We start from the raw sequence: 13,455 nt of genomic DNA on the forward strand, positions 1-13,455 counted from the left end.
ATTATATAACAAAATATGTTATTTTATCTTATCTTTAATATATAAGTATATAAATAGAAAATTAAATCTTAGATGATATAATAATATAGGTGATATTATGATTAAACACATAACCGATCAAGAGATCGAACAAATTATTAATAACAATGAAAAATTAATTTTAGTTTTTGGTAAGGGAACAAACTGTAGTGTTTGTCATGCTGTTGAAAATAGAGTAAATACTGACCTCTTAGCTAAGTTTGCTAATTTGGATGTCTATTACATAAACATTGATGAAAATCCATTGTTTAGAGGGAAACATTTAGTATTTAGTGTTCCGGCATTAATGCTTTTTGATTCAAATAGAGAAATACTTAGAGAATCAAGAATTATTAATTTTACTCAACTAGAAAAAGTTTTAAACCTTTATTTTAATAATTAAATAAAGGGGGAAATGATTAACACTTCCCCCTTTTGTTTAACATGCATCTGGTGCATAGTCAGTATAAATATAGATTTTATTATATTTAAATTCTGTTGATGTAACATTAACTACTGAAAAATCAATATATTTTAATGTATCAACACCAATTGGTGTTCTAACACGATCTGTTACTACATAGTTAGTAACTTTTTCTTTTTCTAAATATTCTTTTAGTGTCATATTAATCACTTCCTTCATGTTTATTATATACCTTTTTAAAATTTAATTAATTGAATATGCATTAAATAAAATTGAAATATCTTTGGTAGATAGTAAATAAAATTCCAATTAGTGTAAGCCCTAAATAAATATATAATATTATGTTATATTTATAATCTTTCTTATCTTTATCTAAATAAATAATATAACCTAAAGAAAGAGGGATTAATACTATTTTAAATGCTTTTTTAAGCTCTATTTGATTTTTTAAAACTAAATAAATACGATACATTAATGTTACAGGAATAAATGTAATAACAGCAATCATCATTGTTGTTTGGAAAATTAATAACATTAAACTAAACATTATTTTAACCTCCAAACTATAATTAAAGGTATTAAGTTTATTAAAAAATATAATAAACTTCCAAATAAAAAGTATAGAAAAATACTTATTATTAATGTGTTAATAAATAAAATTATTTTATCATTTTTACTCATTGCTATCACCTACTAAATAAGTACTTATATTATCAAGATTATTAATCATAATAATTCTTCCACCCTTTTTGTTAGTACCATATGCGTTATAACCACTATTTCTGCCATAGGCTAGCATAATGTTATCCTTATAAAATTCAAACTCATTTGTGTGATCATGACCAACAAAAACACCTAGTGTTTTACCAACTTCTACTAATTTAGAAAATAGACCTGTATTTTTACCTTGTGTCCAAATTGTTTCATTAGGTATCCCTTCATAATCAAGAAATTCAACTAAAGGAATATGCATAAAAACTAGGTTTTTACCATCATCTAATTTTGCTTGACGGTAAAACCAATCAACTTGTTCTAAACTTAGATAATCATATTTATTATCGCTTATAACATTGTCTGTTCTGTTTGCTTTTGTATCTAACATATAAATATAAAAACTTCTATTTGTTAAATTAATTTTAATCTTAAAATTTGAATATCCATGTGTGTTGTCATCACTTAATTTTTCACCTTGATGAAATATTAGATTTTTAGTTTTAACCCGTTTTATTGAATTAACAATTTGTTCCATCGTATGATACTCCATTTCATGATTACCGAAGGTAAAAGTATAAGGAATATTATACTTATCTATTTTTTTAATAAAGTCTTTAATCAAAAACTTAGCATAAATACTCATCACTAAATCTCCGGTAAAAACAATTAAATCAGGTTTTTCCTGTTTAATAATCGTATCAATTAATTTATATGTTTTTCTATCAAGATAATCAAAACCATAAGTTAAATGCAGATCCGTTAGTTGTAGTATTTTAAGATTATCTTTATTTATAGTTACATCTTGAATACTACTATTACTAAAGTCATCTGCTAATTCTTGTTTATCAAATGAAAAAACTGTTAGATAGAAAAGTGTCGTTAGAAATATTAAACTTAAACTTACAATTAAAAGTTTTTTCATTTGTCTAATTGCTCAATTCTTTTTGTGATTTGTCGTATTTTAAAGTTTCTAATTTTATTTTTAACAGTTTCTAAGTGGGTATTTAAAATAGTATTTGCAGCACTTAATAATTTTTCATTAGCTTTAGTTATATTTTCACTTTCTTTTAAGATTATATCGATGTTTTTATTGATGTTTAAAATTGTAACATCTAAAATATCATCTTTCATTTTGTTGAAATCATCATTGATTTCATTTAAATCCTTAAACTTAATTTCTTCACGTTTTTGTTCTGTTAAAATATCTTTATATTTAAGTCCAAATGCAGTTATAATATTTAAAAGTGTAATAAAGTATGGTGGTCTTACAATAAACATTTTATCGTATTCGGTTACCCGTTCAATTGCGATATTATTATTTTCATGCCAATCTAACTCACTAACTAAAATTGCATATTCTAGCTTTTTCTTATTGCGGTCACTGTCTAATTTTTTTAAAGTATTACTTAAATTTTGTTTATTAGGAGCATTAGGATCTTCACTTTTCATCTCAAGCATCACACTACTTAAAATAAAGTTTTCATCTAAACTATTATCACCATAAACCTTATAAATAAAGTCACCTTTTGTTTTGTCACTTATATCATTATCTTTAGTCCAAGAGATGTAGTTTGGCATTAAGAGATTATTTTCTCTAAACTGATTGTCACACCAGCTTTCTAAATCCTCACCTATACGTTTAATTGTTAGATTACTTCTTTCACGTTTTAGATTATCTATTTCTAATTTTAGAGAATTTATTTTTTGACTATATGTATTTTCATAACTTAATAAATTAATTTTATTTTGTTCACTTAATAACTTATATTCATTTTCTAATTTAAGTAAAGCCTCTTTTTTTATATTCAGTTCATTATCATACTTCTTAGTAATAGTTAGCTCTACATCTTTCTTTAGAAGTTCAATACTATTTTCTAATTTAGCATATGATAAATCTTTATCTTTTAGTTTATTTAAATATTTAGTCTCTAAATTATTTGTAATCTCATTTTCTTTTGATTCTAAATCTTTTTTAAGTAATGCAATTTGATTTATTAATTTATTTTCTTTTTCAATCATTAAAAGTTTGAACTCAGCTTCAATTTTTTCATGATACTCTTTTAATTTATCTTGATATATTTTATCTTTTTCTTCTTCTATCTTTTTTAAAATAATACTTGTATCAATAAAGACTGTATCTTTTATATTTACTAAATCACCTTTTTTAGCATCACTTTCTAACCTAAGTGTATACTCATCTATAATTGTTGCTTTTACTATACTCATAATATCAACTCCCTTACTAAATTTTAACATATCTTTAATTCAATCGCCAACTATGTTATACTAATACTACAATTTAGATTAGGAGATTGATAAAATGGTAGTTGCAGTAATACTTGCGAGTGGTAAAGGAACAAGACTCATGCCATTATCCACAGCTTTAAGACCAAAACAATATCTTGACGTTATTACAGGGAAAACATTAATTGAAGATACCATTGACCGTGTTAAAAACATTGTTGGCTTAGATAATGTTTTTGTTGTTTGTAGTAGTCTACAAAAACAATTAGCTAAAGATACTTTAAATTTTTTAAATGATGAAAACTTAATTTTTGAGCCGGAAATGAAAGAAACACTAGCTTCTATTACTCATGCAATTAGTTATATTAATAAACTTAGGGGTGATGTAACTTATCTCTTTTTACCGAGTGATCATTATATTCCAGAGACACTTCTTTTTGAGTCAAGTATTAAAGAAGGTTTAGATTTATATAACTCTAATCAAAACTTGGTTTTATTTGGTTTAAAACCGACCGAACCAAATACTGGGTTTGGTTATATCGAAACTAAAAAAGAAGATAATCATTATAAAATATTAAGTTTTATTGAAAAACCTAAACTTGAAATTGCTGAAAAAATTTGGAACTTAGATAATTATTTTTGGGGAACCTTTATTTTCTTTACCAATAAAGATATTGTCTATAATGCTTTAAGAGAAAACTATCCAAAACAATATGAACTATTAATAAAATTAGATCAAAATATAATTGATAAAAACGACTATTTTAAAGATAGTCTCGTTGATAATTTTTCTAGAAGTATTTTAGAGAAACTAGATAACATGAAATTAGTAAAAGCTAAGTATCAGTGGTTTGATATTGGAAGTTTTGACTCATTATTTGAAGTTTTAGAACAATTAGGAAAACATGATAAAGTTTTAGAAATTAAAAAATTAATCGAGATAAAAAAATAAAGTCATTAATTTGACTTTATTTTTTATATATATTGTTATAAAACTTCATAACACCAGAAATCACTTCATTATCAATTACGTGACCACTAATTTCAAGTGTTGTTAAATTTGCATTTGCATTAATAAGTCTATTATAAAGCATGTTAATACTATCTTCATTTACATAAGGATCGTTATATGAGTAAGTTAGAAAAACATTTTTATTAGAAAGATCAACAAAATTACTATCCTTATTAATTAAATCACTACTTAATAAAATATAATTATTTAAAGTATCACTAAAATCAGTTAATAATCCTAAAGCAATATTAGCCCCATTTGAAAATCCAATTATTGTTGCTTGATTTAAATCAAACTCAAATTCACTACTCAATAATAAAATTGTATCTCTTAAGTTTTTTGTTTCACTTATATAGTTTGGGATGTCATAAACACCCATACCAAACCTCTTGAAATAGCGATTTAAGCCATTTTCACTTACATTGCCTCTAATTCCTAGCAAATTAGCATTAGGGTCAATAAATGCCCCAATTTTAAGCAAACTATTTTCATCACCACCAGTGCCATGTAATAAAATAATTGTTCTGTCACTTTGATTATTTATATATTTATATATCATCTTAAACACTCATTCCTATTTTTTTTAGTAATATAACTAAAATGTCTTTCTCGTCTTTAGTTAAAACATTAAATATTTTTTTTAGTTTATCGTAATGATTAGAAAAAATTTCTTCACAAATATTTTCCCCTTCACTTGATAATTCAATATAGTTTATTCTCTTATCTTCTTGACATTTACTTCTAGTAATTAATCCTTTTTTTAAAAGTTTATCTAAAATATAAGATAGTGATGAATTAGCCACTAATACTTTTTCCTTGATACTACTTACATCAATTTTTTTCTTATGATAGATAACTTCTAAAACAGAAAATTCATTTAGATCAAACCCTGTTTCTTTAATATCATTTTTAACAAATTCTATTAGTGATTTATGAGCCTTAAATAAAGCAATCATCGGTTTCAATGAATTTTTATCTTCTACTAAACGATTATTATTCATTAAAGTACTCTTTCTCAAATACCTTATTACTTCTTACGGTATCAATATGTCTAACAACTTTTTCAATATATGCTCGGTTATTTCTAAACTTAGGTGGTAGGGCTAATGTCTCACCTAGATTTATATAAGTTTCTTCATCATCAATGAAGCCTGGCTCATCGGTTGCTAGTTCAAATAAAACATTTAGATATAATCTTGTATAAACACTTTTAAAGTAAAATCTATCAACGTATCCAGAGTTTGGTGCTCCAAATTTATCTAATCTTTCTTGCCAGTTAGATAAATCCTCTTTATTTCCAACTCTAAAAGCAATATGGTGGATTGCTCCATATCCTTGATAGCTTGGTTTATTATTTTGTTGATAATTAATGATCAAACTTGCTCCGTTACCACCTTCACCCATTTCATATAGGTAGTAGTTATTTTCAACTTTTGTTTGTCTCATTAAAAATATTTCTGTAAGAATTGTATTAATACCATCTAATCTACTTACATTAATATAAATTGGTCCAAGTCCTGTAATAGCAAAATGATCGGGAACTGGTCCATTTTTCCAAGGAGTTCCACTATTAACACCACTATTTAACTCATCTGAGATAAGAGCGTATAGTTGTCCGTCAAAATCTTCAAATTCAATTATTTTCTTACCAAACATTGTTTTAATTTCGCTATGCTTTACTTTATAATGGTTAAATCTTTTTAACCAATATTCAAGTGACTTATCATTAGGTACTCTAAAACCTGTTCTATTTAGTTCATTATTACCATGAACCGCTTTACTTATTCCTTTAAAATCAAAAAATGTCATATCAGTTCCTGGACTACCTAAATCATCGGCAAAAAATAGGTGATATGTATCAATATCATCTTGATTTACAGTTTTCTTAACTAATCTAAGACCTAAAACATTTGTAAAAAAATCATATATCTTCTCAGCACTACTTGTTATTGCTGTAACATGATGTATTCCTTTTAATTGCATTTTAATCCTCCACTTCAATACTTTCTAAAGTATTTTTAAAATTATTTTTGAAAACATTTATATACTCATCTCTAAGTTCTTTTTGTTCTTTAATTTCTAATTCTGATAAATCTCTTGTATTTTTAAGTTTTGCTAGTTCATTTAATCTTCTTAAAACAAAATCAAAACGATTAGCATCTAAATATCCAATACTATCTAAGTAATGATGTCTTTTAAGTTTGCTTACTTCATTTACATAAACAGGAATCAAATTACTTTCAATTTCTTCTCTATTAGCTTCAAAGTGTGGTGGCAAAAATAACTTTTCTGCTCTATCATCAAATTCTTCCATATTAAAACCTGGTTTCATTGTAGAAAGTTCAACAATAGATCCCCCTGGTTCTCTAAAATAGATGGCATTAAAGAAGTTTCTATCCTTAATATCTGTAACAACAATTCCTAAGTCTTCAATTGTTTTCTTAAAATTAATTAAAGCTTCTAAAGTTTCAACACCAAATGCAATGTGATGAATTGTTCCCTTTGATAATTTACCTCGTAAATACGCATCTTTATTAATATCTAAGTAATTACCAATTTCACTATTTAATTCTAGTCTAATAAAATCTTGATCTTCATTTGAAATTTTAGCACCTAGAACATCTGTAAAAAACTTAACTGTATCTTTTGGTTTCATTGAATGGATTAGTGCCCCATAGAAACCTTTAATTGAGTTTTTGCTTGTTACACCATTATATTCATATAAATTAGTAATACCACTACTATCTTCTACTAATTCATTTGTTATTCCTAAATAGTCACTGAAAACTAAATGTTTTTTACCAAACCTTGTAATTTCATTAGTTTTTAACCCAAATGATTTAATTCTATCATGCCAAAAGTCAAAACTACCATCAGGAATGATATAGTATGTACTTACTGCTTGGCCACCACCCTTTTTACCATCTTTTGCATCTTGTCCAAGTGGGAAAGATGTAATAACTGTTCCTAAATCTCCATTATGGTTACCATAATAGAAATGATATGTTTTAGCATCATCAAAATTTACTGCTTTTTTTATTAACCTAAGTCCTAGTAGACTTGTATAAAATTCAATATTTTCTTGTGGATGATTTACTATATTTGAGATATGATGTATTCCTTTTATTTTCATAATATAACCTCCATTTGTTATGCTTTTATTATATTTCGAATTCGAACTATTTTCAAATCATTTGCTTAAAAAAAATAAACTTCCGAAGAAGTTTACATAAATTTTCATTTTTTTTGCATTTTAACAATAACATAAATAATTGCTGCTGGCCAAAATATAACAAGTAAGAATATTAATAAACAAACATTTATTTCACTCTCGCTTGATTTTTCACTAGAATTACTTTGCCAACTATCATTTTTAGGAAATACATCTTCAACTTTTCCAATGAAATCATTAGCAGTCTTAGTTCCATTGAATTTTGCTTTATAATTTGGGTTAGTTGAACTTCCACAATATGGACAAACTCTTTCACTTTCTAAGAAAGTATGCCCACATGAACTACACTTATTACTCATTTTTATCCCCCTTATAATTTGCTCCTCTGAAGTTACCTTCATCATCATAATAGGTACTCTCATCTACTACATTTAACTCATGTCTTTCTTGTTTACTAAAATGATTAATTATTTTAGTATTCGATTTATCAATTGTAATAAATAATGAAATATAAATTAAAATTGAAACAACCGAAATGAAAACAGCAAAGAAGGATTTTAAATCTGATGTATTACCTTGACCTAGTAAACGGACAAATAGTGGAATAAATTGTAAAAATATTGTTAAGTAATATAGAATATATAAATTAGATATTTCATTTTTACGATATTTATAAATCCATAAGAAGATAATAGATAAAAGTGCAAATATTTTAATACCGACATATACATAGTTAATTATTTCTGAATTAATTAAGAGAACTTCAAAAAATTCAAATAAAAACCAAAATAGAGCAGATCCAATTAAAGCTAAAATTAATAATAAAATTGATTGTACTTTATTTTTCATAAATTACTTCCTCCTTCAACAGCATTTCCACACATAGAACAGAATTTAGCTCCGGGATTTAATTCATTTTGACATTTCTTACATTTGATAATTTGTTTTTTACCACAATTTGGACAGAAAACATCATCTTTTTTTATTTGGTGATTACAACCACCACATTTTGTTTCTTCTATTTTCATATCATCTTTTACATTTAAAACATCATCAGCGAAACTTTTTCCGAGCCCTAAACCCAATCCAACTGAAGCAAAGTTTCCACTTCCTTCATTTTCAGCTGCTTTTTCTAAGACATCATATCCACGTGATGCTTTATAACGATCACTACCAAGAATATCAAATTCAGCATTTTTATTTAAAATTTTATTTATTGTTTCTAAATCTGCATCTGGTAAATTGATACTTGAGTAATAAAAGTTAATAAGTTCAAATCCATAATGTTCAAATTCTGGTTTTAATATTTCTAAGGAATTTTTTGATAAATCATTTAAATACATATTAATATCTAAAATACTAATCTTATTTTTAATAATTTCAGAAGATAAAATAGTTTTAACTCTAGTGTTAAGTACACCTCTAAAAAAATCATTAATTCTTTCAAAGGTAATAACATCAGCTTTAAATGAGCCAATTAACTGAGTCAATAAAAATTGATAATTTCTAATTCTAATTCCAAACTGACCTCTCGCTCTAACGTTTACTTTAACATTGAACTTAGGTTCTAAAAGCATAATTGGATCTAGAGTTCCCCAAAGCATATCTAATTTTATTGTTTTATTAATAAAAAATACTTGCATCGGAAATGGTGCAGTGTTACCATGAACATTTTTTTGAATTCCACTTAAAAATGGTAAATTTAAGTTTTCAACAATATGAGTTCCACTATCTAGTATTTTTTCAACTATTCCCCCATGAACAATAATTGAAACTTGTCCAACACTTGTAATAATTTTTGATTGATTATTAAACTCCTTATTTGGGTGTTCATAAATAACCCAGTTATTACTATTATTACCTTTATACTCTATAACATTTAATAATGACATTTTCTTTCCCCCTTCTAAAATAACTTAATAATATATAATATTAAGTTTATTATAAATAAGCCTAGACCAATTCCACCTAAAAGACCAGTAATTAATCTTCTTATATTTGTTGACGTTAATATTTTAAAATATTGTATTAAACCATCTATAATTAATGGTATTAATAATAAAATTGAGTAAAATCCTAAATTTAATTTTAGAAAATAAAAAACTGGACTAATTATAATATATCCGACTATAATCCCAAAACATCTAGAACAAACAAACATTTGTTTTCCTCTAAAATGAAATGAACGTTCTTTTAATTGATGGCAGCCACATGTTTTTCCTAATGTAGCCCAAAATCCATGATCATTTTCTTTAATAAACATTTTTATCCCTCATTAATACAATTAAATTATATCATAACTTTTTTGTTTTTTATAATAAATATATATTGACTTATTTATTTTTTGCTGTCAAGAACCTTAATATTTCATCCCTTAAGTACATATTACCAGCCATATTTAAGTGAACTCTATCTGCTGACAGTGAAAACACCAAAACTTTTTCCAATAGTTCATCAAATGATTTTTGTAAGTTTATGAAGAGTAGATTGTATTCAGCTGCTATTTCTTCCATAATAGCAACATATTGATCAATTTTATTTCTAAGTGGATTTGATAAATTTGTTTCTAAATAAAATGGTGACATTAAAACAACTTTTGAACCACTTGCAATTATTTTTTTTACTAAATATAATAAATTATTTCGATATTTTTCATTAGAAATTTTAAATTCGGGAATTTGTGGACAGTCAAACATTCTCCATGCATCATTAACACCAATCATTATGAACACATAATTTGGATTATATGATAAAACATCACTATCTAATCTTTTTATCAAATCTTCTGTTCTATTTCCACTTATGCCTTGATTAATTATTCTCAAATTAAGTTCAGGTTTATATAATAAATAATATGAATTTATCATATTTACATACCCTGAACCTAATCCATCCCAAGTAAGTGATCCCTCTGGATTAGTTTTACTTGATGATGTTATTGAATCCCCATAAAATACTATTGTATCATTCTTTTTAAACATTATTCTCATCTCCTAAGTATTTATAAATATATCTTACACCATTGTAACTTCATTATCAATGAAATATTAAAAGTAATAATATCTAATTTGGATTAATAAAGAAAAAAGATGATTACTCATCTTTTATGTTTGCTTTATAAAATCTTTGTTTATCTAAAGCACTAATCATATTTGTAAATTTCCCTGCTGAAGTGTCATTTAATGCATCACCTAGTGGGTGAAGTTTTGAATCAATAGTATCTAAGTACCAAATTAATAATGCTTCACCAATTTGAGGTTTTTTAGGAGACCCAAAATTAGGAATACCATGATGTGATAAGGTAATATGTTTTAATAACATAACTTCTTCTTTATCACTAATATTATTTAGTGATGCAATTTTATCAATTTCATTAGTTACCATTACAATATGACCAATTAGTAGCCCTTCATTTGTATATTCACCGTCAACACCAGTCATTTCATCAATTTTACAAATGTCATGAATGATAATTCCACCATAAATTAAATCGCTATTTAAATATGGGTAAACTTTTAAAAATGGCTCTACTAAACGTAGGATAGAAAGAGTATGATAAGCTAGTCCACCCACAAATGCATGATGAAATTTGGTTGCTGCTGGATGAATATAAAAATTATTTTGATATTTTTCATATAAAGTTTTAACAATCAATTTGATATATTTGTTGTTAATATTATTTAAATATTTTTCAATTTCTTTTTTCATTTGTTCTAGTTTGAGTGGGGCATAAATATAAAACTTATCTAAGACATCAGAAAGAGTAGTTGAATCAAGAACATCTTCTACTTTATCTATCTTAATTAATTTATTATATGGTTTTACTTCTTCTAAAAAAGCTTCGTAATAAATACGATAAACTTTACCAACCTGAATTTTTTCCAACATTTCTGGTTCTAATTTTAACCCTACAACTTGCTTATTTTCATCAACAACTGATATATTACAAAAATTCAAGCCTTGATTAACATTTTCTACCTTAGCAATAATCTCTATCATTTTGTCACCTAAAATCTTTCAATATTTTCTAACACAAATTTTGTTAGATCTTCTTTATTATTTTTTAGTTTTTTATCTAAAACCAAAATAACCATTTCATTTATCAAGTTATTTAACCATGCCCCTTGTTTTTTATCTGTCAACTTTAAGATATCAAAACCTCTTAACTTTAAATCTTGACTGCTGTTAATTGGTAAATCATTAAACAAACTAACTAAATCAAGTGCTTTTAAAGTATCTCTACCCAAAATAAAATTAACTCTATTTAAGGCTTGACTAAATTCTAGGCCATATTCATATAAGTCTTTAGGAGTATGTCCAACATTGTCCTTTAACATCTTAACAACTGTTTGATACTTATGTTTATGTTTATTAGGAAATTTATAATAACTTGGTACAATAGCACCATTTAAATAAAAGCTAGTTATAAAAAATGCATCGACAAGTGGCATTTCAGATGATTTACTAAAGAAAGTTATACCATGTTTTAACCCTGGTAATACTTCATGAATTTCACTTTTAACCATTAATTCTAGGGCTTTCTTTAGGTGATTGCCTTGGAGAATCTTAATTAATTCATCTAATACTCGTTCACTTGAAACTTTTAATATTAAATCTTTATTTTTCTTAATTGCCTCAAGTGTTTCATAGTCAATATCAAAACCTAATTTACTTACAAAATAAAATGCTCTAAGCATTCTAAGGGCATCCTCATTAAATCTTTGGTCAGGATTACCGATTGCTTTTACATATTTATTTTTAATATCTTTTTTACCATCAACATGATCAATGATTAATCCTGTACTATCCATGATTAATGCATTCATTGAAAAATCTCTTCTCATTAGATCTTTTATTACTGTCTCTTCAAATTTTACTTCTTCTGGATGACGATGATCAAGATATTTATCTTCACTACGGTAAGTTGTAACTTGATATTCTTGATCTTTAAATGTAATTGTAACAGTGCCATATTTTTCACCTGTTTCTTTACCTTTAAATATTTTAAGAACATCTTTTGGATGTGCATTTGTTGTAATATCTATATCGTTAAAATCTATTCTTAAGAGATAGTCTCTTACTGCACCACCAACTATATAACCTTCAAACCCGTTTTCTGCTAATATTCTTAATATTATTCTTGCATCTTTTATATTACTCATATTTTAATCACCTTCTATTTATTTTACCATATTATCAAGTTTTTTATAACAAGAAATGTATGTTATAATAATTTTGGTGATAACATGAAATACTTAAAAGCAGAAATTTCAAATTCCATTATTATAAATAAATCCGAGTTTATTACTATCTTATTTTATATTGAAAATAACGAACAAATTGATGAGTATATTCTTTATGCTAAAAAAAAGTATCCTAAGGCAACACATTATGTTACTGCATGGATTAGGGGAGAAAATGCTGAGTACGCTTCTAGTAATGATGATGGTGAACCTTCTAGAACTGCAGGATTTCCAACCTTAGAAGTTTTAATGCATCATAATCTTACTAATATACTTGCGGTAACAATTAGATACTTTGGTGGCATTAAGCTTGGTGCTGGTGGTTTAATTAGGGCATATAGTAAAAGTGTTGCTGAAGCTCTTAAGATTGCAAGTTTTTATAAATTATTTAAGGCTAGTAAATACTTTCTTAAATTTCCTTATCATTTAATTGATAAAATAGAACATCTCTTAGGTGATAGTGTAAGTTATATTAATAAAGAATATTTAGATAAAGTAACATATGAAGTCGTATTTTTAAAAAATGATATTAATTTATTAAAGGATATTTTACATGAAATAGAACTTATTGAATTAGAAAAGGAAACACTACATATTGATATTAAAAATGAAGGAAATTAATCCTTCA

18 protein-coding genes are annotated in these 13,455 nt (G+C 25.6%); 3 read left to right on the forward strand and 15 right to left on the reverse strand.

Going from position 1 to position 13,455, the window contains the following annotated elements; all coding sequences use genetic code 11:
* Positions 1-97 precede the first annotated feature (97 nt).
* The gene (locus T352_RS06105) at positions 98-421 is read left to right on the forward strand and encodes a thioredoxin family protein (RefSeq protein WP_051615703.1); all 324 of its coding nucleotides are present in this window, start codon (positions 98-100) and stop codon (positions 419-421) included.
* A gap of 36 nt (positions 422-457) precedes the next feature.
* On the opposite strand, the gene T352_RS0101760 is transcribed toward T352_RS06105, so the two are convergent.
* From T352_RS0101760 to T352_RS06110, 4 genes are all read right to left on the reverse strand, one after another.
* On the reverse strand, positions 458-643 hold the full coding sequence (locus T352_RS0101760; protein ID WP_026391507.1) for a hypothetical protein: 186 nt from the start codon (positions 641-643) through the stop codon (positions 458-460).
* 61 nt (positions 644-704) lie between these two features.
* A complete protein-coding gene (locus T352_RS0101765) occupies positions 705-989 on the reverse strand; it encodes a hypothetical protein (protein ID WP_026391508.1) in 285 nt (94 codons plus the stop codon).
* 126 nt (positions 990-1,115) lie between these two features.
* On the reverse strand, positions 1,116-2,078 hold the full coding sequence (locus T352_RS0101775; protein WP_026391509.1) for a metallophosphoesterase: 963 nt from the start codon (positions 2,076-2,078) through the stop codon (positions 1,116-1,118).
* A complete protein-coding gene (locus T352_RS06110) occupies positions 2,075-3,382 on the reverse strand; it encodes a DUF2130 domain-containing protein (RefSeq protein ID WP_162151099.1) in 1,308 nt (435 codons plus the stop codon). Before T352_RS06110 ends, T352_RS0101775 begins: the two co-directional genes overlap by 4 nt.
* Positions 3,383-3,476: 94 nt before the next feature.
* Between T352_RS06110 and T352_RS0101785 the strand changes: the two genes are divergently transcribed.
* Positions 3,477-4,352 (forward strand): sugar phosphate nucleotidyltransferase, encoded by an 876-nt coding sequence (locus tag T352_RS0101785; RefSeq protein WP_026391510.1) that lies wholly within the window; start codon positions 3,477-3,479, stop codon positions 4,350-4,352.
* A 16-nt stretch (positions 4,353-4,368) separates the two neighbouring features.
* Here T352_RS0101785 and T352_RS06115 read toward each other — a convergent pair whose 3' ends face one another.
* The 11 genes from T352_RS06115 to T352_RS0101840 all read right to left on the reverse strand — a co-directional run bounded on the left by T352_RS06115 (position 4,369) and on the right by T352_RS0101840 (position 12,746).
* Positions 4,369-4,971, reverse strand: coding sequence for an alpha/beta hydrolase (locus tag T352_RS06115; RefSeq protein ID WP_051615712.1), 603 nt, complete (start codon positions 4,969-4,971; stop codon positions 4,369-4,371).
* A gap of 1 nt (position 4,972) precedes the next feature.
* Positions 4,973-5,413 carry a MarR family winged helix-turn-helix transcriptional regulator gene (locus tag T352_RS0101795; RefSeq protein ID WP_051615714.1) on the reverse strand — a complete coding sequence of 147 codons (441 nt, stop codon included), beginning with the start codon at positions 5,411-5,413 and terminating at the stop codon, positions 4,973-4,975.
* A complete protein-coding gene (locus T352_RS0101800) occupies positions 5,406-6,395 on the reverse strand; it encodes a VOC family protein (protein WP_035344769.1) in 990 nt (329 codons plus the stop codon). The genes T352_RS0101795 and T352_RS0101800 overlap by 8 nt, the downstream gene beginning before the upstream one ends.
* 1 nt (position 6,396) lies before the next feature.
* Positions 6,397-7,545 (reverse strand): VOC family protein, encoded by a 1,149-nt coding sequence (locus tag T352_RS06120; protein WP_051615716.1) that lies wholly within the window; start codon positions 7,543-7,545, stop codon positions 6,397-6,399.
* Between the two features lie 104 nt (positions 7,546-7,649).
* Entirely contained in the window at positions 7,650-7,943 is a 294-nt protein-coding gene (locus T352_RS0101810; RefSeq protein WP_162151100.1) for a hypothetical protein, read from the reverse strand.
* Positions 7,936-8,433 carry a hypothetical protein gene (locus T352_RS0101815; protein WP_026391514.1) on the reverse strand — a complete coding sequence of 166 codons (498 nt, stop codon included), beginning with the start codon at positions 8,431-8,433 and terminating at the stop codon, positions 7,936-7,938. Before T352_RS0101815 ends, T352_RS0101810 begins: the two co-directional genes overlap by 8 nt.
* The gene (locus T352_RS06125; RefSeq protein ID WP_162151101.1) at positions 8,430-9,476 is read right to left on the reverse strand and encodes an SPFH domain-containing protein; all 1,047 of its coding nucleotides are present in this window, start codon (positions 9,474-9,476) and stop codon (positions 8,430-8,432) included. The genes T352_RS0101815 and T352_RS06125 overlap by 4 nt, the downstream gene beginning before the upstream one ends.
* 14 nt (positions 9,477-9,490) lie before the next feature.
* Positions 9,491-9,847 carry a DUF2085 domain-containing protein gene (locus T352_RS0101825; RefSeq protein ID WP_051615719.1) on the reverse strand — a complete coding sequence of 119 codons (357 nt, stop codon included), beginning with the start codon at positions 9,845-9,847 and terminating at the stop codon, positions 9,491-9,493.
* Between the two features lie 70 nt (positions 9,848-9,917).
* The gene (locus T352_RS06130; protein ID WP_051615720.1) at positions 9,918-10,565 is read right to left on the reverse strand and encodes an SGNH/GDSL hydrolase family protein; all 648 of its coding nucleotides are present in this window, start codon (positions 10,563-10,565) and stop codon (positions 9,918-9,920) included.
* Positions 10,566-10,677: 112 nt separating this feature from the next.
* Entirely contained in the window at positions 10,678-11,583 is a 906-nt protein-coding gene (locus T352_RS0101835; protein WP_051615721.1) for a hypothetical protein, read from the reverse strand.
* A gap of 8 nt (positions 11,584-11,591) precedes the next feature.
* Positions 11,592-12,746 (reverse strand): CCA tRNA nucleotidyltransferase, encoded by a 1,155-nt coding sequence (locus T352_RS0101840; protein WP_026391517.1) that lies wholly within the window; start codon positions 12,744-12,746, stop codon positions 11,592-11,594.
* Between the two features lie 84 nt (positions 12,747-12,830).
* On the opposite strand from T352_RS0101840, the gene T352_RS0101845 reads away from it, so the two are divergent.
* Positions 12,831-13,448, forward strand: coding sequence for an IMPACT family protein (locus T352_RS0101845; RefSeq protein WP_026391518.1), 618 nt, complete (start codon positions 12,831-12,833; stop codon positions 13,446-13,448).
* Positions 13,449-13,455 lie beyond the last annotated feature (7 nt).

It is taken from the genome of Haploplasma modicum ATCC 29102, assembly GCF_000687835.1.
Lineage (GTDB): Bacteria > Bacillota_I > Bacilli_A > Acholeplasmatales > Acholeplasmataceae > Haploplasma > Haploplasma modicum.